This is a genomic window from Pandoraea sp. LA3, from assembly GCF_022696215.1.
Taxonomy (GTDB): Bacteria; Pseudomonadota; Gammaproteobacteria; order Burkholderiales; family Burkholderiaceae; genus Pandoraea; species Pandoraea capi.
In genome coordinates this window covers 152,799-175,232 of sequence record NZ_PTPY01000034.1, presented here as the reverse complement: position 1 = coordinate 175,232, position 22,434 = coordinate 152,799, and the positions used below count along the sequence as shown (strand labels likewise).

20 protein-coding genes are annotated in these 22,434 nt (G+C 62.9%); 13 read left to right on the top strand and 7 right to left on the bottom strand.

Features of this window, described 5'->3' with window-relative positions; all coding sequences use genetic code 11:
• Positions 1–390 precede the first annotated feature (390 nt).
• The 6 genes from C5N93_RS14995 to C5N93_RS14970 all read left to right on the top strand — a co-directional run bounded on the left by C5N93_RS14995 (position 391) and on the right by C5N93_RS14970 (position 7,430).
• Entirely contained in the window at positions 391–1,107 is a 717-nt protein-coding gene (locus tag C5N93_RS14995) for a phosphonate utilization associated transcriptional regulator (RefSeq protein WP_150721067.1), read from the top strand.
• A 165-nt stretch (positions 1,108–1,272) separates the two neighbouring features.
• On the top strand, positions 1,273–2,526 hold the full coding sequence (phnA, locus tag C5N93_RS14990) for a phosphonoacetate hydrolase (RefSeq protein WP_242559887.1): 1,254 nt from the start codon (positions 1,273–1,275) through the stop codon (positions 2,524–2,526).
• A 106-nt stretch (positions 2,527–2,632) separates the two neighbouring features.
• Positions 2,633–4,087, top strand: a complete 1,455-nt coding sequence (gene phnY / locus C5N93_RS14985) for a phosphonoacetaldehyde dehydrogenase (protein WP_150721069.1) — start codon at positions 2,633–2,635, stop codon at positions 4,085–4,087.
• 335 nt (positions 4,088–4,422) lie between these two features.
• Positions 4,423–6,249: a Na/Pi cotransporter family protein gene (locus C5N93_RS14980; RefSeq protein ID WP_242559886.1), complete on the top strand. Its 1,827-nt coding sequence runs from the start codon at positions 4,423–4,425 to the stop codon at positions 6,247–6,249.
• The gene (locus tag C5N93_RS14975; RefSeq protein ID WP_242559885.1) at positions 6,209–6,757 is read left to right on the top strand and encodes a phosphonate degradation HD-domain oxygenase; all 549 of its coding nucleotides are present in this window, start codon (positions 6,209–6,211) and stop codon (positions 6,755–6,757) included. The genes C5N93_RS14980 and C5N93_RS14975 overlap by 41 nt, the downstream gene beginning before the upstream one ends.
• Before the next feature lie 151 nt (positions 6,758–6,908).
• A complete protein-coding gene (locus C5N93_RS14970; RefSeq protein WP_242559884.1) occupies positions 6,909–7,430 on the top strand; it encodes a hypothetical protein in 522 nt (173 codons plus the stop codon).
• 127 nt (positions 7,431–7,557) lie between these two features.
• On the opposite strand, the gene C5N93_RS14965 is transcribed toward C5N93_RS14970, so the two are convergent.
• The 5 genes from C5N93_RS14965 to uvrA all read right to left on the bottom strand — a co-directional run bounded on the left by C5N93_RS14965 (position 7,558) and on the right by uvrA (position 13,745).
• Positions 7,558–7,956: a RidA family protein gene (locus tag C5N93_RS14965; protein ID WP_242559883.1), complete on the bottom strand. Its 399-nt coding sequence runs from the start codon at positions 7,954–7,956 to the stop codon at positions 7,558–7,560.
• Positions 7,953–8,933, bottom strand: coding sequence for a threo-3-hydroxy-L-aspartate ammonia-lyase (locus C5N93_RS14960; protein ID WP_242559882.1), 981 nt, complete (start codon positions 8,931–8,933; stop codon positions 7,953–7,955). The genes C5N93_RS14965 and C5N93_RS14960 overlap by 4 nt, the downstream gene beginning before the upstream one ends.
• Positions 8,930–9,604 (bottom strand): PAS domain-containing protein, encoded by a 675-nt coding sequence (locus C5N93_RS14955; RefSeq protein ID WP_242559881.1) that lies wholly within the window; start codon positions 9,602–9,604, stop codon positions 8,930–8,932. The genes C5N93_RS14960 and C5N93_RS14955 overlap by 4 nt, the downstream gene beginning before the upstream one ends.
• A gap of 106 nt (positions 9,605–9,710) precedes the next feature.
• Positions 9,711–10,739, bottom strand: coding sequence for a hypothetical protein (locus C5N93_RS14950; protein WP_242559880.1), 1,029 nt, complete (start codon positions 10,737–10,739; stop codon positions 9,711–9,713).
• A 141-nt stretch (positions 10,740–10,880) separates the two neighbouring features.
• Positions 10,881–13,745, bottom strand: a complete 2,865-nt coding sequence (gene uvrA / locus C5N93_RS14945) for an excinuclease ABC subunit UvrA (RefSeq protein WP_242559879.1) — start codon at positions 13,743–13,745, stop codon at positions 10,881–10,883.
• Positions 13,746–14,269: 524 nt separating this feature from the next.
• On the opposite strand from uvrA, the gene C5N93_RS14940 reads away from it, so the two are divergent.
• Both C5N93_RS14940 and C5N93_RS14935 read left to right on the top strand, forming a co-directional pair.
• Positions 14,270–15,433: an MFS transporter gene (locus C5N93_RS14940; RefSeq protein ID WP_069340290.1), complete on the top strand. Its 1,164-nt coding sequence runs from the start codon at positions 14,270–14,272 to the stop codon at positions 15,431–15,433.
• A gap of 30 nt (positions 15,434–15,463) precedes the next feature.
• Positions 15,464–15,979: a single-stranded DNA-binding protein gene (locus C5N93_RS14935; RefSeq protein WP_242559878.1), complete on the top strand. Its 516-nt coding sequence runs from the start codon at positions 15,464–15,466 to the stop codon at positions 15,977–15,979.
• Positions 15,980–16,162: 183 nt separating this feature from the next.
• Here the strand turns inward: C5N93_RS14935 and C5N93_RS14930 are convergent, their stop codons facing one another.
• The gene (locus tag C5N93_RS14930; protein ID WP_242559877.1) at positions 16,163–16,747 is read right to left on the bottom strand and encodes a DUF4865 family protein; all 585 of its coding nucleotides are present in this window, start codon (positions 16,745–16,747) and stop codon (positions 16,163–16,165) included.
• Between the two features lie 108 nt (positions 16,748–16,855).
• Between C5N93_RS14930 and C5N93_RS14925 the strand changes: the two genes are divergently transcribed.
• Positions 16,856–17,722, top strand: a complete 867-nt coding sequence (locus C5N93_RS14925) for a LysR family transcriptional regulator (RefSeq protein WP_242559876.1) — start codon at positions 16,856–16,858, stop codon at positions 17,720–17,722.
• Between the two features lie 13 nt (positions 17,723–17,735).
• Here C5N93_RS14925 and C5N93_RS14920 read toward each other — a convergent pair whose 3' ends face one another.
• Positions 17,736–18,323, bottom strand: a complete 588-nt coding sequence (locus tag C5N93_RS14920) for a lipocalin family protein (protein ID WP_242559875.1) — start codon at positions 18,321–18,323, stop codon at positions 17,736–17,738.
• A 356-nt stretch (positions 18,324–18,679) separates the two neighbouring features.
• Between C5N93_RS14920 and C5N93_RS14915 the strand changes: the two genes are divergently transcribed.
• The 4 genes from C5N93_RS14915 (at position 18,680) to C5N93_RS14900 (ending at position 22,357) form a co-directional block, all read left to right on the top strand.
• Positions 18,680–19,576 carry an alpha/beta hydrolase gene (locus C5N93_RS14915; RefSeq protein WP_242559874.1) on the top strand — a complete coding sequence of 299 codons (897 nt, stop codon included), beginning with the start codon at positions 18,680–18,682 and terminating at the stop codon, positions 19,574–19,576.
• Positions 19,577–19,712: 136 nt separating this feature from the next.
• Positions 19,713–20,204, top strand: a complete 492-nt coding sequence (locus C5N93_RS14910; protein ID WP_242559932.1) for a fasciclin domain-containing protein — start codon at positions 19,713–19,715, stop codon at positions 20,202–20,204.
• A gap of 223 nt (positions 20,205–20,427) precedes the next feature.
• The gene (locus tag C5N93_RS14905; RefSeq protein ID WP_242559873.1) at positions 20,428–21,645 is read left to right on the top strand and encodes a glycosyltransferase; all 1,218 of its coding nucleotides are present in this window, start codon (positions 20,428–20,430) and stop codon (positions 21,643–21,645) included.
• Positions 21,646–21,655: 10 nt separating this feature from the next.
• Positions 21,656–22,357 (top strand): polysaccharide deacetylase family protein, encoded by a 702-nt coding sequence (locus C5N93_RS14900; RefSeq protein ID WP_242559872.1) that lies wholly within the window; start codon positions 21,656–21,658, stop codon positions 22,355–22,357.
• Positions 22,358–22,434 lie beyond the last annotated feature (77 nt).

Sequence of the window (22,434 nt, the reverse complement as noted above, 5' to 3'; positions counted from 1 at the left end):
CGATCACGGTCGCGTTGTGAGTACGGGCAAAGCCTTCTTTGAGGCGATTTTTTGCATTTTATTGGCAAATTATGTCGTTTTCTTGAAACCCTTGGCTTTTGTCATCTATTCGTCAAATACCTCCAATAGTATGGAAATCATTGATTCAGATAGGGTTTTGTCGTTGCCGCAACCGACTCACCCCGACGGTGTTGCAAAATCTGTCTGCAAAGTCGGATGTGTTTTGTTGACAATCTACAAATCGCTGTGCTTGAATGTCAACAACAAAAATAATCACGTGATGCCACAAATTGCCACGCGGCGCTATCCGGCGAAGCGATGGCGAAGGATGCCCCCGAAGTGCCGGGCGTCGCGTGATGGCGCAAGCGTTCAGAGATAAGGAAGACCGGTATGACCCCGAAGCCCACGTCGCCCACGGCGATCGAGTTGTTGCAGAGCCAGTCGCTCACCACGCTCGTCCAGCACGAGATCGAGCGCCAGATCATGGCGGGCACGCTTACGCCGGGTACCAAGCTCAACGAGATCGAGGTGGCAGGAAGTCTCGGCGTGTCGCGTGGTCCCGTGCGTGAGGCGTTTCGCGCGCTCGAAGAGGCCGGGCTGCTGCGCACCGAGAAGAATCGCGGCGTGTTCGTGCGTGTCATTTCGCTCGAAGAGGCCGAGGAGATTTACGCGCTGCGCGGCGTGCTCGACGAATACGTCGCGCGCACCCTGGCGGAGTCGATTACGTCCGAACAACTCACGCGGCTGCGCGAGTCGGTGGAAGCCATGCACCACGCGGTGGAAGCGGGCGACAGCGAGGCTTATTACCAGTTGAATCTGGCGTTTCACGACACGCTCGTCGAGATGGTCGGCAACCGCAAGTTGCTCGAGACCTACCGGCGTCTCGTGAAGGAACTGAGCCTGTTCCGTCACGAAGCGTTGACGGGCGATTCGTCCGCGCCGCCGAAGTCGGAGCGCGAGCACCGCGACATCGTGAGCGCGATTGCCTCGCGCGATCCGGAGCGGGCCACGCAGGTCACGCGCGATCACCTGGTGCGCGGCCGCACGCGGATTCGCGAGATGCTGGCCCGCGCGCCGGGAACGAGCACGCAGGCGAAGGCCGGTTGAGTGTGACTGAGCGTGACTGAGGGTGATTGAGCGTTCGACGCCAACGCTCTCGAAGATTTTGCAGGTTTCGCAGATTGCATGACTGATATTCCGGCCGCACGCGGCGTGTCGCCAGACGCGCAACGCCCGCCACGGTCAATCGAGTTGTTCTTGAGGAGAACCGACGTGAACCAGCCCGCACAGATTCAAGTGAACGGCCGTCAATACCGCTTGCCGCAGCAGCCGACCGTCATCGTATGCGTCGACGGCTGCCAGTTCGAGTACATCGAAGCTGCCGCCGCTGCCGGCGTCGCCCCTTATCTGAAGCGCCTGCTCGCCGAGGGCGCCGTCTTCAAGGGCGATTGCGTCGTGCCGTCGTTCACCAACCCGAACAACCTGTCGATCGTGACCGGCGCGCCCCCCGCCGTGCACGGCATTTGCGGCAACTACTTCTTCGATCCGTCGGCCGACGGCGGACGTGGCGCGGAAGTCATGATGAACGACCCCGCCTATCTGCGCGCCGGTACGGTGTTCGCCGCGGCCGCCGACGCGGGGGCGAGCCTTGCGGTCGTCACGGCCAAGGACAAGCTGCGCAAGCTGCTCGGCTACCGCATGAAGGGCATCTGCTTCTCGTCGGAGAAGGCCGATCAGGTCACGCTCGAAGAGAACGGCATCGACGACGTGCTCGGTCTGGTCGGCATGCCGGTGCCGGACGTCTACAGCGCCGAACTCTCGGAGTTCGTGTTCGCAGCGGGCGTGCGCTTGCTGGAAACGCGTCACATCGACCTGATGTATCTCTCGACGACGGACTACGTGCAGCACAAGTGGGCGCCGGGCACCGAGGGTGCGAACGCCTTCTACGCGATGATGGACAAGTACCTCGCGCGCATGGACGAACTCGGCGCGGTCATCGGCCTCACCGCCGATCACGGCATGAACGCCAAGCATGATCCGAAGACCGGCCAGCCCAATGTCATCTATTTGCAGGATCTGCTCGACGACTGGCTCGGCAAGGGCGTGGAAGCGGGCGGCGCGCGCGTGATCCTGCCGATCACCGACCCGTATGTCGTGCACCACGGCGCACTGGGTTCGTACGCCACGATCTATCTGCCGAAAGACGCGGACCGCGACGTCATCCGCGCGCGCATTGCTGCGCTGCCGGGTATCGAAGTCGTGCTGACCAACGCTGAAGCCTGCGCGCGCTTCGAGCTGCCGCCCGATCGCGTGGGCGACCTCGTGGTGGTGAGCGATCAGTCGGTCGTGCTCGGCACGAGCGCGAGTCGTCACGACCTGTCGGGTCTCACGGTGCCGCTGCGCTCGCACGGCGGCATCTCGGAGCAGACCGTGCCGTTGCTCTTCAATCGCAAGACCGACGGCATTCCGGGTAAGGCGCGACTGCGCAATTTCGACATCCTCGACGTGGCCCTCAATCACGTCTGATCTGATGCCGGCCCGAATGCAATGAAATGAGAGCCAGGGGCGCGCGAAACCCGCAAGGTGTGCGCCGCCCGGCCCCTGTCCCGTTGGAGACGCTGTGGAGAACCCCATGAACGCGCCGCACAAGCTGCATCCCGAGTTCCGCGCCGAAGCCCTTCGCATCGGTGGCGAGAAAGTGACCCGCGAACGGATCATCGAAGTGTTCAATCCGTATTCGGGCGATCTGGTCGGCACCGTGCCGAAGGCGTCGCTCGACGACGTGCGTCGCGCGTTCACGATCGCCAAGCAGTACCGCTCCACGCTCACGCGTTTCGAGCGCGCCAATGTGCTCGATAAGGCCGCGGCGTTGCTGCGCGCCCGCACGGCGGAAGCGGCCGCCATCATCACGATGGAGTCGGGGCTGTGCAAGAAAGACGCCGTCTACGAAATCGGCCGTGTGGCCGACGTGCTCGGCTTCGCAGCGGGCGAGGCGCTCAAGGACGACGGACAGGCGTTCTCCTGCGATCTCACGCCGCACGGCAAGAAGCGTCGCGTGGTGACGCAGCGCGAGCCGCTGCTCGGGGCGATCTCCGCGATCACGCCGTTCAATCACCCCATGAATCAGGTGGCCCACAAGGTGGCCCCCTCGATTGCGACGAATAACCGGATGGTGCTCAAGCCGTCCGAGAAAGTGCCGCTCTCGGCGTACTACCTGGCGGACACGCTGTACGAAGCCGGCCTGCCGCCGGAAATGCTGCAAGTCATCACGGGCGATCCGATGGAGATTGCCGACGAGATGATCACGAACGAGAACATCGACATGATCACGTTCACGGGCGGCGTGTCGATCGGCAAGTACATCGCGTCGAAGGCGGGCTATCGCCGTATCGTGCTGGAGCTGGGGGGCAACGATCCGCTGATCGTGATGGAGGATGCCGATCTGGAGCGCGCCACCGACCTCGCCGTGCAGGGCTCTTACAAGAATTCCGGGCAGCGGTGTACGGCCGTCAAGCGCATGCTCGTGCATCGCGACATTGCCGCGCAGTTCACCGAACTCGTGGTGGAGAAGACCCGGGCGTGGAAGTATGGCGACCCGGCTGACGGCGACAACGACATGGGCACCGTGATCGACGAGGCGGCCGCCCGTCTGTTCGAGGCCCGCGTGAACGAAGCCGTGGCGCAGGGCGCGCGTCTGCTCGTGGGCAATCAGCGCGACGGCGCCCTGTATTCGCCGACGGTGATCGATCGCGTCGATCCGAAGATGACGGTCGTGCGCGAGGAAACCTTCGGCCCGGTCTCGCCGATCCTGACCTTTGGCAGCATCGACGAGGCCATTGCCATGTCCAACGGCACTGCGTTCGGCCTGTCGTCGGGCGTGTGCACGAACCGGCTCGACTACGTGACGCGTTTTACCAACGAGTTGCAGGTCGGTACGGTGAACGTCTGGGAGGTGCCCGGATATCGCATCGAACTGACGCCGTTCGGGGGGATCAAGGATTCGGGTCTGGGCTACAAGGAAGGGGTTCAGGAGGCGATGAAAAGCTTCACGAACACAAAGACCTTTACGCTGCCATGGGGAATCTGAGGCGGATTGCCCTCGGACCGGGAGCGGATGCGGCGGCGGTGTGCGGCCGAAAAGCCATGGCTGGCGAGCCGTCGGCCGCGTCTGTTTCCCTTATGCAACAAGGCTTAGCAGAAGGCGCGCAAAAATTGTGACAAATTCATGACACGATTGTTGCGCTGGTCAATTTGGTGTACGGTGTACCGATTGGGGATACGCATGACGCGTGAACTTCATACGCATCCCGACGCCAGTGTTGGACTGACGCGGGATGCCGGTTTGGCAAACCACTGCTCGCGTCATGTTGGCGGCGCGAAGCGCTGCCTGTCCCGTCGACAATAAGATCACGGAACACTGGCATGCTGACACTGCTCAATCTACTTTCCGGCGTGGCGATGCTGATCTGGGGTACGCACATCGTGCGTACCGGGGTCCTGCGCGTCTACGGTGCCGATCTGCGACGCATTCTGTCGCACAGCATTTCGAATCGCTTCCTTGCGTTCGCGGCGGGTGTGCTCGTCACGGGCCTGGTGCAGAGCAGTAACGCGACGGCGCTCATCGTGTCGTCTTTCGGCGCACAGGGTCTCATCGCGTTGGCGCCGGCGCTGTCCATCATGTTGGGCGCCGACGTCGGCACCGCCCTCATGGCGCGGATCCTGACGTTCGACCTGCACTGGCTGTCGCCGCTGCTGATCTTCTTCGGCGTCATCTTCTTCCTGTCACGCAAGCAGACGCGCGCTGGCCAGCTCGGCCGCGTGTCCATTGGCCTTGGTCTCATCATTCTGGCGCTGCAACTGATCGTGGGCGCGACCACGCCGATGACCGAAGCGGCGGGCGTGAAAGTGCTGTTCGGCTCGCTCACGGGCGACGTGATGCTCGATACGCTGATCGGCGCGCTGTTCGCGATGATCTCGTATTCCAGTCTTGCCGCCGTGCTGCTGACGGCCACGCTCGCGTCGTCTGGCGTGATCTCGCTCAAGGTGGCCCTGTGCCTCGTGATCGGTGCGAATCTGGGCAGCGGCATGCTGGCCATGCTGACGTCGGCGGGACAGAACGCGGCGGGTCGTCGTGTGGTGTTCGGCAGTCTCATCTTCAAGTTGATCGGCTGCCTGCTCGTGCTGCCGTTCGTCGACTATGCGCCGATGCTCGTGAGCTGGCTGTCGGACGCACCGGCACAAGCCGTCGTCAACTTCCACGTGCTGTACAACCTGGTGCGCTGCGTGGTGAGTCTGGCATTCACCGTGCCGATGGCGCGCCTTTGCGTGCGTCTGCTGGCCGAGAAGCCGGAAGCTGACGGCGTCACGCGCCCTCGCCATCTGGACGAAAGCGCGCTGGAGATGCCGTCGCTGGCGCTGGCCAACGCCACGCGCGAGACGCTGCGCATGGGCGACATCATCGAGCAGATGCTCAATGGCCTGCTCGACGTCATCAAGAGCAATGACGTGGCGCGCGCTCGCGAGACGCGACGGCTGGACGACGACGTCGACCACCTCTACACGGCGGTGAAGATGTACCTGACGCGCGTGTCGCGCGAGAACCTCAGCGAGCCGGACAGCCGTCGCTGGACGGACATCATCTCCCTCACCATCAATCTGGAACATGCGGGCGATATCATCGAGCGCATGGTCGTCGAAGTCGAAGAGAAGAAGATTTCGCACAAGCTGTCGTTCTCCGAGGCGGGGTTGCAGGAGATCTGCGACATGCACGCGCGGCTGGTGACGAACCTTCAGCTCGGGCTGTCCGTGTTCCTGAATACCGACCTCAAGAGCGCGCAGCGCCTGATGGCGGAGAAGGAGAGCTTCCGGGATCTGGAGCGCGCGTATTCGTACACGCACCTGAATCGTCTGGCAGGTCAGTCGGTGCAGAGTATCGAGACGAGTTCGCTGCATCTGGACATCATCAGCGACATGAAGCGCCTGAATTCGCTGTTCTGCTCGACGGCTTATCCGGTGCTCGACGACGCCGGCGCGCTGCGCAAGAGCCGCATGCGCGACAAGCCGAAGGACGGCAAGGACGCGAAGGAAAGCAAGGATCTGAAGGCGCCGAAGGAAGCCAAGGCGTCGAAACTGGCGGCGCTTGCCGAAGTCGCGACGGCCGCCGCCGGTTCAGCAGCAAGTTCTCGCGACGACAACGAGAGTTCTCACGATGGCCCTGAGCCTGCCGGACATCCGCACCCTGTTCGATAAATTCGGTTCGATCGCGTACAGCGGCGAGCCTGTCACCCAACTGGAGCACGCGCTGCAAAGCGGCGCGCTTGCCGAGAGCGAGGGCGCCGACGAGGCGCTCGTCGCCGCCAGTTTCCTCCACGATCTCGGCCATCTGCTCAATCTTCAGGGCGAAACGCCCACCGAGCGCGGCATCGACGATCTGCATCAATACTTCGCATTGCCCTTTCTGAGGCCGCTGTTCGACGACGCGGTGCTCGACCCGATTCGTCTGCACGTGGACGCCAAGCGGTGTCTGTGTGCGATCGATGCCGATTATTACGGCAAGCTGTCGGCGGATTCGGTACGCAGTCTCGCGTTGCAGGGCGGGGTCTTCACCGACGAAGAAGCGCAGACGTTCCTCGCGCGCGAGCATGCGCCGGCGGCGCTGCGACTGCGTCGCTGGGACGACCGTGCAAAGATCGCCGGCATGCAGACGCCATCGCTGGATCACTACATGAAGGTGCTGGAGCGAGTGACGTTGCAGTAGGCGTTGATGGGCCGCAACCCAGCCGTGCCAATGGGAAATTCCTGTTCCTTGTCGAGCGCACTTCGGATTCGAAATGTCTCCGGATGTTTCGCAAAGTGATGCGGTTGATGAGTGACAAACTGAAGTCTCCTATCGTTGATGGAGGCTTACCATGAAGTGCGAATCCCAGACGACGGCAGCCGCCGCAGTGCCACTCCAGCCGGTAGAGCCGGCAACGCCTGCTCCGGTACCTTCGGACGGCTTTGCCGCGACGTTGGACACTACCCGAAACGCCGCGGGCGGTATTCCCTGGGACAGCGATGGTCCGCAGGACTCGCCACCCAAGGTGGAAGATGCATGGCCCCGTTGGAACGACAATCCCCGCAGCGCTGAATGGGACCTCGTTCTGGCGAGCGAAAATCGTTCCGAGGCGTGGTCCAGCCTTGTCTCGACCGTTGAGCAGACGCTCAACATGGATCCTCATTACGCATTGGCGCTGGATGTCCGGAGCATGGAACCCACGTCGAATCGCCTGCGCGCATGGGAGCGGTTGCTAAGTGACGTATGCCGCGCAAGTGCCGCCGCTGCCAGAAAAGTCTGGAGGGAATCACCGCCGCCGGGGTTTTTCGACAGCGGGGACGTGGCGCAGGCGCTGGCACTGCTGGAGGCGGCCGAAGCGCGGCATAACGGCTAAAGGCATTGCCTGCGAATGAGATGGGCGTCTTCAGGCACCTTCGGCATCTTGTCATTGTGTCGGCGTAGACCCATCAAACGACGAGGGCCACCCGGGCAATGTGCCGGGTGGCCCTCGTGCTATCCGATTACCCCGCCAGCGCCATCGCCTCGATCTCCACGGCGACGCCGTGACTGAGTGCCGGCACGGGCACCACGCAACGTGCCGGTTTGGCGTCGCCTGCCCATGCCGCATAGACCTCGTTGAAGGGGCCCCAGTCGTCGACGTTCGTGATGTACACGCGCACTTGCACCAGTCGGCTGATGCTCGATCCGCAGGCCGTCAGGATCGTGGCCACGTTGTCCAGCGCCTGCTTCGCCTGCACCGCGAACGGTGCACCCACGAGACGCTCGCCCTCCGGCGTGATCGGCAACTGGCCCGACACGAACACGAAACCATTCGCACAAACCCCATGCGAATAGTGGCCGCGCGGCGGTTGCATGGTCGGCACGATCACCGATTCGATACCTCGTTCCTGCGTGCTCATACGGTCTCCCCGAGCGTAAGTTTGGCGAAGCGCGCCAGATCGACGTTGCCGCCGGACAGAATGACGCCCACACGTTTGCCGCGAACGTCGACCTTACCCTGCAATGCCGCCGCCGCCGCGAGGCATCCGGTCGGCTCCACCACGATCTTCATGCGGCTCGCGAAGAACGTCATCGTCTTCACGAGTTCGTCATCGGTCACCGTGAGGATGTCGTCTGCCAACGCACGGATCACCGGGAACGTGTACTGGCCGAGATGCTGTGTCTGTGCGCCGTCGGCAATTGTGCGAGGCGTGTCGATGTGCACGATCTCGCCCTTGCGCAAGCTCTGCTGGCCGTCATTGCCCGCCTCCGGCTCCACGCCGTAAATCTCGATGTTCGGGTTCAGGGCGCGCGCCGCGACCGCACATCCCGACAGCAATCCGCCACCGCCGACGCACACGAGCAACATGTCCAGTTCGCCGGCATCTTCGATCAACTCCTTGGCGGCCGTTCCCTGACCGGCCATCACATGCGGATGGTCGTACGGCGGGATCAACGTCATGCCGCGCTCGTCTGCCAGACGTTTCGCCAGCACTTCACGATCTTCCGTGTATCGGTCGAACAGAATCACCTCCGCGCCATAGCCGCGCGTGGCGTCGATCTTCATTTGCGGGGCGTCCGTTGGCATGAGGATGACCGCGGGCACGCCAAGCTCGCGCGCCGACAGCGCAATCGCCTGCGCATGATTACCCGACGAGAACGCCAGCACGCCACCACGTCGCTGCTCTGCCGTGAATTGCGAGATCGCGTTGTAAGCGCCGCGGAACTTGAAGGCGCCCATGCGCTGGAAGTTTTCCGCTTTGAAGAACAGGCTCGCGCCGGTCATGGCGTCGGCGGTACGCGAGGTGAGCACCGGCGTGCGGTGTGCGGCCTCGCGAATCCGGTCGTGTGCTGCGACGACGTCACCGTAGGTGATCGCCAGCGTGGGGGTCGTCATGATGTGCCTTTCGGGTCGGAGAGGTAGGTGTAGACGGTCGAGCGCGCAATGCCCAGCGTACGCGCGACTTCGGCGTGCGCGTGGCGCAGATCGAGCAGCCCGCGTGCTTCGAGCAGACGGATCGCTTCGCGGCGCTGCGCGAGTGTCAGGCCCTGCGGCGTGGCGTTGCGCTGCGCCGCAAAGTCGGTAATGAGCGGGGTGATGTCGTCCAGCCGCCGGGTGGAGAGCGTTTCGCTGACAGACGCCGGGGCCTGATTCGGCACGTTCACCAACTGCTGAATGCTCGAAGCCGCCGCCGCGAGCATTGAGATGTCCATGTTCAGGCAGATGGCCGCGACATACTCGCCGTTGCTGTTCTTCAGCCCGATGGACGTACTCTTGGCCGGGCGCCCGTCCGGGAACCGGTTCGCATAGTTGGCGATGACTTCGGGGAAGGCCGGATCGGCGATACGGGCGAGGCCCATTTCCGTGACGGCATCGCCCGGCTCGCGGCCCGACAGATTGTTGGCGATGGCCACGATCGCGTGATCCGGGTCGGTCAGGTCGTGCAGCACCACTTCGACGAGCGGTGCGAACGTCTGGCCGAGCGCTTCGACGATCTTGCGCCCTTCACGCAGCAGCAGCGTGTTCTCGTCGAGCTTGCCCGTGGCAGGGGATTTGGCGGATTTCATGATTTGACATTATGTCACTGGATGACGAAATGTCAAATTGACGTCAAAAAAACGCCCGACGCCCGTTTGCCTCCTGACGGGAGGCACCGGACAGCGGGCGATCCGTTCAGACGAGTTCCTTTTCCGCCAGTTCGCTCTTCAGATAGCCGTAATAGATCGGCGCGGCGACCAGCCCGGGTAGTCCGAACGCCGCTTCCAGCACGATCATCGCCAGCAGCAGTTCCCACGCGCGGGACTGGATCTGCGTGCCGACGATCCGGGCATTCAGGAAGTATTCGAGCTTGTGGATGACGATCAGGAAGACCAGCGCCGAAATCGCCACGTACAGCGACATCGACAAGCCAAGCACCACGATGAACGTATTCGAGATCAGATTGCCGACGACCGGCAGCAGACCGACGACGAACGTCACGACGATCATCGTCTTGCGCAGCGGCAGGTGAACGCCGAACAACGGCAAAATAGCGATCAGGAAGATGGCCGTGAACAGGGTATTGATCGCAGATATCTTCAACTGCGCGAAGACGATGCGACGGAACGCGTCGCCGAACAGCGTGACACGGCGTGTGAGCGCAGCCGCCAGTGGGCGCATGTGCTGCACCGGCCGGATCGTCGAGAGCGCCACGAGCGCGCCCAGCACCAGCCCGATGATGATGTGTACCAGCGAGTTGAGCGCTTCCTTGCCGACGAACGACACCTCCTGCGTGTGATCCTTCAGGAAGCCGGTCATGGCGTCGTGAATGTCCTGACTGTCTGCCGGCAGCCGGTCCGTCAGCCACATGGGCAACTGGGCGCGCGCCTGTTCGAGCGCTTCCATCATCTTGCCGTTGATGTGCTCCAGATGCCCTGCGTCGCTGCGGAAGAAGGTGATGACGCCGAAGACCAGCGCCGTCATCAGCGCGACGATGACGGCGGAGAGTAACGCGACAGCGACCAGCCGGGCGCGCTCGCTGGAAATGCGCAATTGCAGGCGCGGCCCCAGCAGGTGAACGAGCTGATAGACCACCATGCCCGCGAGCACCGCAGAGAGCAGATGGATGCTGAGAATCAGCCAGAGAGCCACGGCGGCGAAAACATAGCTCGCCAGTTCGACCCAGAAGTTCCGGTCCGGAGTCCAGCCAGAGCGCGGTTCCATGAGATGACGTCCTTAAAAAAACCGTCTCGCGATAACGCCCGTGGGGGCGGGACGGTGCAACGTGAATCGTTACATCGCGTCCGTGTCGCCCCTGCGTTCGCCCTGCCAGCGTCGTTCGCTCGACGGGTTCCTGCGTCCTGATTACTTCCCGCGCTTGAGCAGCGGCGCGAGATACTTGCCGGTAAAGCTGGCCTTGCTCGCCGCCACTTGCTCGGGCGTGCCTTGCGCAATGATCTGCCCGCCGCCCGCGCCGCCTTCCGGCCCGAGATCGATCACCCAGTCCGCCGTCTTGATCACGTCGAGGTTGTGTTCGATGATCACGACCGTATTGCCCTGATCGCGCAGCCGGTGAATCACCGTGAGCAGCAGTTCGATGTCGTGGAAGTGCAGACCTGTGGTCGGTTCATCCAGGATATACAACGTGCGGCCGGTATCGCGCTTGGACAGTTCGAGCGAGAGCTTTACGCGCTGCGCTTCGCCGCCCGAGAGCGTGGTGGCCGACTGACCGAGCCGGATGTAGCCGAGACCGACGTCGAGCAACGTCTTGAGCTTGCGCGCCACCACAGGCACCGGCTTGAAGAACTCGTGCGCCTGCTCGACCGTCATGTCGAGCACTTCGGAGATGTTGCGTCCCTTGTACTGGACTTCCAGCGTTTCACGGTTGTAGCGCTTGCCGTGGCAGACGTCGCAAGGCACGTACACGTCCGGCAGGAAGTGCATTTCCACCTTGATGACGCCATCGCCCTGACACGCTTCGCAGCGTCCGCCCTTCACGTTGAACGAGAAACGCCCGGGGTCGTAACCGCGCTCCTTGGCCGCAGGCACGCCCGCGAACAGTTCGCGGATCGGCGTGAACAGGCCCGTGTAAGTGGCCGGGTTCGAGCGCGGCGTGCGTCCGATGGGCGACTGGTCGACGTTGATGACCTTGTCGAAGTGTTCGAGCCCGTCGATCTGCTCATACGGCGCGGGTTCGGCCGACGAACCATAGAGATGGCGCGCGACGGCGTGATACAGCGTGTCGTTGATGAGCGTTGACTTGCCCGAGCCCGAGACGCCTGTCACGCAGGTGAGCAGCCCGACCGGCAGATCCAGGTTGACGTGCTTGAGGTTGTTCCCGGTGGCGTCGAGAATGCGCAGATAGTCTTCGCCCGGCGCACGACGCTCCGCAGGCACTTCGATACGACGCGCGCCCGAGAGGTACTGCCCGGTGAGCGACTCGGCCGATTGCTCGATCTGTTCGGGACTGCCCTGAGCGATCACCGTGCCGCCGTGAATGCCCGCACCCAGCCCCATGTCGACGACGTAGTCGCTCGCGAGAATCATGTCTTCGTCGTGCTCGACTACGATCACCGAGTTGCCGAGGTCGCGCAGGTGCTTGAGCGTGCCGATGAGACGATCGTTGTCGCGCTGATGCAAGCCGATGGACGGCTCGTCGAGCACGTACATCACGCCCGTGAGCCCCGAGCCGATTTGCGACGCGAGGCGAATACGCTGTGCCTCGCCGCCCGAGAGCGTGTCGGCGCTGCGTTCCAGCGAGAGGTAATCGAGGCCGACGTTGTTGAGGAACGTCAGGCGCGCCACGATTTCCTTCACGATCTTGTCGGCGATTTCACGCTTGGCGCCATGCAGCACCAGTTCATGGAAGTAGCCGAGTGTCTCGCGCAGCGGCAGGTTGCCGATCTCGTAGATCGCGCGTGCCTGCTTGTCTTCGCCGACCTTGACGAAGCGTGCCTCGCGGCGCAGGCGGCTGCCTTCGCAATCCGGGCAGGCGCGGTTGTTCTGGTACTTGGCGAGTTCCTCGCGCACGGCGATCGAATCGGTTTCGCGATAGCGCCGCTCCAGATTCGGGATGATGCCTTCGAAGGCGTGCGAGCGAACGGAGGTGCGTCCCTTTTCGTTCACGTACGTGAAGGGAATTTCCTGCTCGCCGGAGCCGTACAGCACGATCTTCTGCGTGTCTTCCGGAAGCTCCTCGAACGCTGTGTCGACATCGAAGTCGTAGAACGCCGCGAGGCTTTGCAGCATCTGGAAGTAGAACTGGTTGCGTCGATCCCATCCCTTGATGGCGCCGGAGGCCAGCGAGAGTGCGGGAAAGGCCACGACGCGCTTCGGATCGAAGAATGTCATCTGGCCCAGTCCGTCGCAGGTCGGGCACGCACCCATCGGGTTGTTGAACGAGAACAGACGCGGCTCAAGCTCCTGCAACGAGTACGAGCACACCGGGCAGGCGAACTTCGAGCTGAAGACGTGTTCCTTGTCCGTATCCATTTCCAGCGCGATGGCGCGTCCGTCGGCCAGACGCAATGCCGTTTCGAAGGATTCCGCCAGACGTTGCTTCAGATCGGCGCGCACCTTCACGCGGTCGATGACCACGTCGACGGAGTGCTTCTCGGTCTTCTTGAGCTTGGGCAGCGCTTCGATGTCATACACCCGCGCCGTGCCCTCGTTGGCCGCACCGCCACCCGAGCGAATGCGAAAACGCACGAAGCCCTGCGCCTGCATCGATTCGAACAGGTCCGCGTGCTCGCCTTTGCGATCGACGACGATCGGCGCGAGGATCATGAGCTTGGTGTCTTCGGGCAGGGCGAGCACGGCGTCGACCATCTGCGAGACGCTTTGCGATTCGAGCGGCAGGCCGTGATCCGGGCAATAAGGCGTGCCCACGCGTGCATAGAGCAGACGCAGGTAATCGTGAATTTCCGTGACCGTGCCGACCGTCGAGCGCGGGTTGTGCGACGTGGCCTTTTGCTCGATGGAGATCGCCGGCGACAGGCCTTCGATCAGATCGACGTCGGGCTTCTCCATCAGTTGCAGGAACTGACGCGCGTACGCCGACAGGCTTTCGACGTAGCGACGCTGACCTTCCGCGTACAGCGTATCGAAGGCGAGAGACGACTTGCCGGAGCCCGACAGGCCGGTGATCACCACAAGCTGGTGACGCGGCAGGTCGAGACTGACGTTCTTGAGGTTGTGGGTGCGAGCCCCACGAATACGGATGGTTTCCATTGACGTTTCCGGGTCGTCGCCGAGGAATCCGCGCGGCGAATTGTCGCGGGGCGGTTTCCGGCCCCCAAGCGCCTGAATTTCCCGGGACGCTGGAGTGCGTCGGCACGGCGTTGGCCGGGCATCGACGTGGCTGGCGCACAGCATGCGGCGGGAGCGGTCGGGCGGGCCGCTGGGGGGAAATCCGGGCGGCTAAACCTGCTAATATACCTAAGTTTGATTGCCGGGGCTGATCCCTGCTGACGGGCTGTCTCGGGCAGCCATGCGGCACGGGGTTCAGATGGGGACGAACCGCCCGATTTCCAGAGGTGCGCGTCCAACCGTCATCCGCCCGTCCCCCGTGGGATAGACGTCGGCCGCCGGCGAACCCGATGCCTGTCTGCCGGGCCGCCGACGAACCGGACGTCCGGGCGCAATCATCGGACGATTCCGAGGCCCCACGCGCTTTTTTCATCTCTCAGGACGTAATGTCGACTGATTCCGTGACTTCCGCTTCTCCTGCCTCGACACGCGGCCGAGGGGGCCGCATGACCCCGCTAGAAGTGCGCGCCAGCGCGTCGCTCGCGGGGATTTTTGCATTGCGCATGCTCGGTCTGTTCCTGATCATGCCCGTGTTCTCGGTCTTCGCGCAGACGATTCCGGGCGGCAACGACACGTTTCTCGTCGGGCTGGCCATCGGCATCTATGGTCTGACGCAGTCACTGCTCTACATCCCTTACGGCTGGGCATCGGACCGGCTGGGTCGCAAGCCGGTGATCGTTTTCGGTCTGATCGTGTTCGCCATCGGCTCGCTGGTCGCGGCCATGGCGCATGACCTGACGTGGATCATCATCGGTCGGGCGATTCAGGGCGCGGGAGCGATCTCGTCGGCGGTCATGGCCTGCGTGGCGGACCTCACGAGCGATGCGAACCGCACCAAGGCGATGGCGATGATCGGCGGCAGCATTGGCGTGTCGTTCGCCGTCGCGATCGTGTGCGCGCCGTTCCTCTATCACTGGCTGGGCATGAGCGGCCTGTTCTCGGCCATCGGCATTCTGGCGGTGCTGGCGATTTTCGTGGTGCTGTGGGTGGTTCCTACGCCACCGGTGCATGCAAAAGCAGGGCCTGCGCCGTTCTCGGAAGTGCTGCACAACCCGGAGTTGCTGCGTCTGAACTTCGGCGTGTTCGTGCTGCATGCCACGCAGACGGCGCTGTTCGTGGCGATGCCGCGCATGCTGGTGGCTGCCGGATTGCCGGTGGCGCAGCATTGGGAGGTGTATCTGCCGGTGATGGGGCTGTCGTTCATTGCGATGGTCCCGGCGATCATCGCGGCGGAAAAGCGCGGAAAGATGAAGGCGGTACTGCTCTCGGCGATTGCGCTGGTGGCGGTGGCGCAAGTGGCGCTGGGCGGATTGCCGCCGACGGTGGGTGTGATTGCCGTGGTGCTGTTCGTGTACTTCCTGGGGTTCAATGTGCTTGAAGCCTCGCAGCCGTCGCTGGTGTCCAAACTGGCGCCGGGACAGCGTAAGGGGGCGGCGGTCGGGGTGTACAACACGACCCAGGCACTGGGCCTCTTCTGCGGTGGCGCACTAGGGGGTTTTCTTATGACCCACTACGGTCAAAACGCAATCTTCCTCAGTTGCGCGGTCGGCGCGTTCGTGTGGCTTATAATCGCCGCACCGATGAGGACGCCAGCGCCTCGTCAATCCTGATCGGATTTCAGCAATACCGGAGAAAGATTTATGGCATCAGTCAACAAAGTGATCCTGGTCGGCAATTTGGGCGCCGATCCCGAAGTCCGCTACATGCCGAGCGGCGATGCGGTCGCGAACATTCGTCTGGCGACGACCGACCGTTACAAGGACAAGCAGTCCGGCGAGTTCAAGGAAATGACGGAATGGCACCGCGTGTCGTTCTTCGGTCGCCTCGCGGAAATCGTCAACGAGTACCTCAAGAAGGGCTCGTCGGTGTATATCGAAGGCCGTATCCGCACGCGCAAGTACCAGGCGCAGGATGGCACGGAACGTTACAGCACGGAAATCGTGGCAGACCAGATGCAAATGCTGGGTGGCCGCGGCGGTAGTGGCGGCGGTGAAGGCGGTGGTGGCGGTGGTTACTCGCGCGGTGGCGATGAAGGCGGTGGCGGCGGCTATTCGCGTGGCGGTGGCGGTGGTGGCGGCGGCGGTGGCCGTCAACAAGCCCCGGCCAAGCAATCCGGCGGCGGTTTCGACGACATGGACGACGATATTCCGTTCTAATTCCTGCCAAGTCCGTTATTGGTTAGTTGAGGCCCGTATCCCGTTTGGGATGCGGGCTTTTTCTTTGCCAACACTTTTTTTACCCGCGATGAACGAGCACTGCGAGTCCGAGCGCCAGCGCAGACACGGTTGCCGAGACAAGCAACAAGGCAAGCAGGTGCGCGAAGGCGAAGCGTAGCGGGGTCATGTCGACTGTCCCTCGGGAAGGGTATGCAGCAATGGCTGGGACAGATGCACGACCTCATACGCGATGGCGACATCGCTGGGCCTCGCCTGCGCATGTTCGGCCAGCAAATATCGCGAGACACGCCAGTTCAGCGTATCCAGTGACACCACGGCAGCCACGACGCCGGGGCGAGTCACCGCCGCCTTGTTTTGCACCACTTCGGCGGCAAACACTTGCCCCAGATCCGCGTCGCGCGCGATATCGGACGTCTCTTCGAAAACAAACTGCGTCTGCTGTGCACGACCCCGGTGTGCGTCGAGTACAAGACGCGTCTCGATCTGCGCCCGTCCGAAGCTGTTGGTGACGTTGCGATAGCGATCGGCCAGCAGGAAATCGGCAAACGCCTGATCCGAGCGCCACAGGTAGAGCGAGGAATAACTGTTCTCGATCGCGCCGTGCTTGCCCGCCTCGCGGAGCAGGAACCCCTTGAAGTACAGCTCAGGTGCGGCATCCCACAAGGCGCCACGCGCTTTGCCGCGGGTGCGGATGGCGTTCAGATCGTAGTCGGCGGGCAAGCGATGCAGATAGTGAGCGGTAAGCATATGGAAACCCCGGAAAAAGACATCGAGTGCTTACCGTAACGAAAGATCATTCATTGAAAAATAGAATGATCTATATTTCAGTCATTGCAATCTGAAATGAATTGACGCATGAAGACGCTGGACATCGAAGCCGTACAGGCCTTTGTGCTGACCGCCGACCTGCAAAGCTTTACGCGTGCTGCCGAAGTGCTCGATACCACGCAATCGGCCGTCAGCCTGAAGATCAAGCGACTGGAGGACGGCTTGGGGCGCAAGTTGCTGGAGCGCACGCCAAGGCGTGTCCGGTTGTCAGCGGACGGGAGCGCTTTTCTGAGCGGGGCCCGAGCGCTCGTTGCGGCGCATCAGGGCGCCATGACGGCGTTTGTCCCCCGGCAGCGGCAATTGCTGGTGGGCATCAGCCATCACATTGTGGGCGCCGACTTGCCGCAACTCCTGCGGCACATCGGCGACGCCGAGCCGGGCCTGACGCTCGACGTCCGTATCGCCGCCTCCCGCGAACTGCTGGAGGCCTTCGATGCCGGCACGATAGACGTTGCAATCGCGCTTCGTCATGACAGCCGGCGTCAGGACGGCAAAGTCATCTTGCGCGAGACCTTCGGGTGGATGGGGGCGCCAGATTTCGAGCGTCGCGCCAACGAGCCTTTGCGTATCGCGACACAGCCGGCGCCTTGCAGTGTGCGTGCGATGGCCGTCAATGCGCTGGACGCGGCAGGCGTCGCCTGGACCGAGGCGTTTGTGGGTGGGGGCGTCAATACCGTAGGGGCGGCCGCTTCGGCCGGGCTGGGTGTCGCGGCGTTGGGGCGTCGGGTGGCTCCGCGAGGAACGGTGGACCTCGCGTCTCGTCTGGGTCTCCCGGCGCTTCCGTCGAGAGATGTCGTGCTGTACACGAGTCTGAGAGATCCACAGGTTAAAGGGGCGCTGCATGCGCTGACGGTGGCCCTGCGGTCGACGACACAACCCAAACGCCAGACATGAAAGCACAACGACCTCAATGCCCTGGCGACGCAAATCCCGCTTGCCCGATTTGCTCCGGCATCTGCGGCACGCGTCGGAAGCGGGAGCTGTCATAGCCCATCGCGTCGAAGCGGGCGAGCAGGGCGCGATAGGTGACGTCGTCCATCACCGGTTCACGGGAAAAGATCCAGCCGAGCGACTTGTCCGGGTAGCCAAGCAGCGTGTAGCGATAGTCGGGGTCGACGTAGAGCGTGAGTTGGGAGACGTAGATCGGCCAGAAGAGCCGGACTCGCCAGTGCCCGCCGCCACTCCCGGGCACGACGCTGTCGACGAACTGGTAATGACGCTCGGGCTGATCGAAGCCGTTCTTGCGGCCATAGTAGTGATCGTCGATCTTGCCGTCGTCGCGCAACACCCACTCTGCGCGGCTACCGACGAAATCGCGCTCGGCGAAATAGGGGATGTTCGCAATCACGTACCAGCGCCCCATGTATTTCGGCAAATCCACCGGCACCGGACGAAGCGGAACCTCTGCACGAGGGTTGGGATTCGGCGGGGATCCGGAGCATGCCGCCAGCATCACGCCCGTCATCGCCGCACCGATAAGGCGAACGACGCACATTAGCGTGCGTCGCCAAAGGCGCCCGCCACGATTCGGGGCGTATCTCACTCGACCAGGGTCTCCGAAGGCCCCTAAATCCCTGAAGGCGCTGAGGTTCATGAAGGCGGCACGCGGCATATGAATTCTCCATGAGGTCGTGGGAACCCCATCTCACTGTGATGGATACGGATGCCGCACCGGTGCGGATGCACGAAATCGGAGAAATGTGTGTCTCACAACAGCCCCACGTGCATCCGTTTGTCCGCCGCGCCCGTATTCAGTCGTGTGCAGGGAGCAAACGGCTTCTGTTTCACCCTGCCTGTCGCATTCCCCACCGCATGTCACGTCTGGATCGCCAACCGTCACAAGGAGCGATGATGGTGAACGCTTTGTTTGGCCGCCTGCTGATGGTCTTGCTGGCGGGGCTATCGCTCAGCGCTTGCAGCCCTCTCGGTCTTGTCGACGCACTCACGCCGCGCGAGACGTACCGTGCTATCGGGGCGGTTGCGTACGGCGCGTCGGAACGACAGCGGCTCGATGTCTATCTGCCATTGCCGCAGGGCGCGGTGCCCACTAGCGCCATACCGGTGGTGGTGTTCTTTTACGGAGGGAGTTGGCAGAACGGTGACCGCGCGGACTATCGATTCGTCGGCGAAGCGTTGGCGTCGCGCGGATTCATGGTGATCGTGCCCGACTATCGCACTTATCCGGAGGTCACGTTTCCGACTTTCGTCGATGATGCCGCGCTGGCGGTCCGTTGGGCGCGGCGTCACGCTCGCGAGTATGGTGCCGATCCCGAGCGCCTGTTTCTCATGGGACATTCGGCGGGCGCACAAATCGTGGCTTTGCTTGCAACCGATGCCACGTACTTGCGTGCCAATGGATTGCGTCAGTGCGAAATCGCCGGTGTGATCGGGCTCGCAGGGCCTTATGATTTTCTGCCGCTCCGGAGTCAGGTGCTGGGCCGCATATTTCCGGCATCGGTGCGACTCGCGAGCCAGCCCATTCATTTCGTGACGGGCGAAGAACCCCCGATGTTTCTCGGTGTCGGCGACACCGATACCGTTGTCGACCCGGGCAATACCGAGCGCTTCGCAGAACAGTTACGCAGCCATGGCAGTGAAGTGCAGGTACACCACTACCCGGTCGGCCACGCGATGATGATCGGTGCGGTGAGCGCTCCGCTCAGAAGCGTCGCGCCTGTGCTGGACGACATCGTCGCCTACCTGAATTCTTCCGCAGGGCACGCATCCGCTGACCGGTGTCGCTCGTAATAGAGAAGGCTTCCGCTTTGCGAAGCGCCATCAAACAGGTGATGAAATGGAGACTCGTTATGCCACCGGATTTCTGCCGGTGCTTGTGGCAACGTGCTGTGCGCTCGGCGGGGCGATCCATGCGAATGCCGCGCCGATGGACAACGAGAAGACGGTCATGGTCGGTGGAGCGCCCATGTACCCCTCGAAGAACATCGTCGAGAATGCGGTGAATTCCAAAGACCATACGACACTTGTCGCCGCCGTGAAAGCCGGCGGATTAGTCGATACGCTGTCGGGCCCCGGGCCTTTCACCGTCTTTGCGCCGACGAATGAAGCGTTCGCAGCGCTACCGGCAGGGACCGTCGACACGTTGTTGAAACCCGAGAACAAACCTGCGTTGGTCAAGGTACTTACATATCACGTCGTACCGGGAAGATTGTCAGCTCGGGACCTGATGAAGGCCGTCGACGACGGTCACGGCATGGCGTCGCTGAAGACGGTGGAAGGCGATTCGCTTATCGTGAAGAAGGACGGCGGGCACCTTAGCGTGACGGACGACAAAGGCGGCGTGGCCCACATTTCGATCAGCAACGTCATGCAGTCGAACGGCGTGATTCATGTCGTAGACAAGGTCTTGTTACCGTAAGACCTCATGTCGCACCATGGTTGGCGTTCCGCGATGCTTGCGTTCGCCTGTCTCGAAAGTACGGGGACGTTAGTTGACGATGTCCCCGTATGCGCTGTGCCGACACATTCGCCGTTGTCCGGCGACAAAACGAAACAAATCTCATCGAGACTCGACACCCTGTCGGGGCGGGTCTCCCTACCATTCGTGCAGACACCTTCGGGCCCTACCCGGATCGACACGAATGAAGATTCTTTACACCAACTTTCACGTCGGCTGCGGCGGCGGGCAAGACACTTACGTACGGGAACTCGCGCTGGCAATGCGGCGCGACCATCAGGTCACCATCGCTACACCCCCCGGTAGCTGGCTCGGTGAGCAGGTCGCACGACTGCCCGGCATTACCGCCGTCAGCATTGATTTCAAGCCGCGCTGGCACAGCTTCTGGCGTGAGACGTTGCGCCTGCGCCGCCTGATCCGCGACAACCAGTTCGACGTCGTGCATGTCAACGGCTCTCCCGATCATCGTCAGGTCATGCTCGCCGTCGCTGGGCTGGCCACCCGGCCCGAGATCGTCTTTACCAAGCACAACACGTATTCCGCCCACTCGCTCGGCAACCGGCTGCGCGCCCGGTTCGGTACGTCCCGCACGATTGCGGTGAGCGAGTATGTCCAGTCGATGCTCGAACGCGATTCGTCCTATCCGAACATCGTCGTCGTCAAACACGGGGTGCGTGCGCCGCGCACAGAGCCGCTCAGCGAGGATGAACGTCTGCGCCGCCGGGCCGCGCTGCTCGGCGCGAAGGACGATGACAGCATCGTGCTCGGCAGCGCGGCCGGCACCGGCGCGGCGAAAGGCTGGGCCGATCTCGTGACGGCACTGACCTTGCTGCCGGAAGCGACCCGCCGTCGCTTTCGCGTCTGGCTCGCCGGTACCGATCCGAGCATCGAACAACGCGCGATGGTCGAGCAATGCGGGCTCGATGCGCAGGTCCTCTTCACGGGGTCCATCAATCACGTGCATCACCTGCTTGCCGCGACCGATGTGGCGTTCGTGCTGTCGTATCACGAGAGCCTCTCCTACGCATGCCGCGAAGCCATGGCTGCCGGATGCGCCAGCCTCGTGACCAACGTCGGTGGCCTGCCGGAAAACGTCACACCGTGGGTGGACGGCTGGATCGTGCCCCCGCGCGATCCGCACGCGATTGCCAACGTCCTCATGCATATCGCGGACAAACCCGAACGCACGCGACATATGGGGCATATGGCACGGCAAAAAGGGGCGACGGAATTCGACTTCGACGATTTCGTCGCAGCCACGCACGCGGTGTATGTCGATGCGGTGTCGTCGCGCATGGCACCGATGGCACCGATGGCACTGACGGCATCTATGGAAGCGCATCGCAACAGCATCGCAAGCCCGCAGCGACGCAAACGGCGCACCGTAAAGCAAGCCGCCTGAGACCGCTCGCATGGCGCTTCCGATCCTGATGTACCACCAGATTCGCGTGGTCCCGTCGCGCGACGATCCGCTGCGCGGCCTGTGTGTCGATCCTGATACCTTCGCGGTGCAGATGTCATGGCTCAGGCGCCTCGGCTATCACGGTCTGAGCATGCGGGAGTTTCAGGCTCACCGGCGAGCGCAGGGGCGTGCGCGCGTGTTCGCCATCACGTTTGACGATGGCTTCGTCAGCGTCTTCGATAACGCTATGCCAGTACTGGATTCGTTGGGCTTCTCCGCGACCTGCTATTTCGTGGCGGGGCGCCTGGGCGGATGGAACGACTGGGACGCGCACGCCGGTCCGGCGCCCGAGCCGCTGATGTGCCGGGACCAACTGCTGACGTGGATGCGGCATGGGCACGAGGTCGGTGCACACACGCTCAACCACGTGTCGCTGCCGGATATCCCGCAGGCGGATGCCGTCGACGAAATCATCGGCGCCAAACACCGGCTCGAGACGACGTGCGCGACCAACATCGAAGCGTTTTGCTACCCCTATGGGAATGTCACCCGTGACGTGCGCGACATCGTCGAGCGCGCAGGGTATCTGCACGCCACCACCACGCGACGCGGCCGTGTCGCGCCTCACGACGATCCCTTCCTGCTGCCGCGCGTGGCCGTCGCACCGGACGTGGGGGCCTTGCGCCTCCTGTTCAAATGCCTGATGCGCTAGGCGATCACCGTTTCACCATGCCCGCGCCGGCTACCGTCGGCAGGTTCGCGACGGATCAGCGACGCGCGAAACGCACG

Bases quoted from the DNA above. Each gene is read 5' to 3' on its own strand.
- C5N93_RS14995 (WP_150721067.1), top strand. From the start codon at position 391: ATGACCCCGAAGCCCACGTCGCCCACGGCGATCGAGTTGTTGCAGAGC.
- phnY (WP_150721069.1), top strand. From the start codon at position 2,633: ATGAACGCGCCGCACAAGCTGCATCCCGAGTTCCGCGCCGAAGCCCTT.
- C5N93_RS14980 (WP_242559886.1), top strand. From the start codon at position 4,423: ATGCTGACACTGCTCAATCTACTTTCCGGCGTGGCGATGCTGATCTGG.
- C5N93_RS14975 (WP_242559885.1), top strand. From the start codon at position 6,209: ATGGCCCTGAGCCTGCCGGACATCCGCACCCTGTTCGATAAATTCGGT.
- C5N93_RS14970 (WP_242559884.1), top strand. From the start codon at position 6,909: ATGAAGTGCGAATCCCAGACGACGGCAGCCGCCGCAGTGCCACTCCAG.
- C5N93_RS14965 (WP_242559883.1), bottom strand. From the start codon at position 7,956: ATGAGCACGCAGGAACGAGGTATCGAATCGGTGATCGTGCCGACCATG.
- C5N93_RS14960 (WP_242559882.1), bottom strand. From the start codon at position 8,933: ATGACGACCCCCACGCTGGCGATCACCTACGGTGACGTCGTCGCAGCA.
- C5N93_RS14955 (WP_242559881.1), bottom strand. From the start codon at position 9,604: ATGAAATCCGCCAAATCCCCTGCCACGGGCAAGCTCGACGAGAACACG.
- C5N93_RS14950 (WP_242559880.1), bottom strand. From the start codon at position 10,739: ATGGAACCGCGCTCTGGCTGGACTCCGGACCGGAACTTCTGGGTCGAA.
- uvrA (WP_242559879.1), bottom strand. From the start codon at position 13,745: ATGGAAACCATCCGTATTCGTGGGGCTCGCACCCACAACCTCAAGAAC.
- C5N93_RS14940 (WP_069340290.1), top strand. From the start codon at position 14,270: ATGACCCCGCTAGAAGTGCGCGCCAGCGCGTCGCTCGCGGGGATTTTT.
- C5N93_RS14935 (WP_242559878.1), top strand. From the start codon at position 15,464: ATGGCATCAGTCAACAAAGTGATCCTGGTCGGCAATTTGGGCGCCGAT.
- C5N93_RS14930 (WP_242559877.1), bottom strand. From the start codon at position 16,747: ATGCTTACCGCTCACTATCTGCATCGCTTGCCCGCCGACTACGATCTG.
- C5N93_RS14925 (WP_242559876.1), top strand. From the start codon at position 16,856: ATGAAGACGCTGGACATCGAAGCCGTACAGGCCTTTGTGCTGACCGCC.
- C5N93_RS14920 (WP_242559875.1), bottom strand. From the start codon at position 18,323: ATGTGCGTCGTTCGCCTTATCGGTGCGGCGATGACGGGCGTGATGCTG.
- C5N93_RS14915 (WP_242559874.1), top strand. From the start codon at position 18,680: ATGGTGAACGCTTTGTTTGGCCGCCTGCTGATGGTCTTGCTGGCGGGG.
- C5N93_RS14910 (WP_242559932.1), top strand. From the start codon at position 19,713: ATGGACAACGAGAAGACGGTCATGGTCGGTGGAGCGCCCATGTACCCC.
- C5N93_RS14905 (WP_242559873.1), top strand. From the start codon at position 20,428: ATGAAGATTCTTTACACCAACTTTCACGTCGGCTGCGGCGGCGGGCAA.
- C5N93_RS14900 (WP_242559872.1), top strand. From the start codon at position 21,656: ATGGCGCTTCCGATCCTGATGTACCACCAGATTCGCGTGGTCCCGTCG.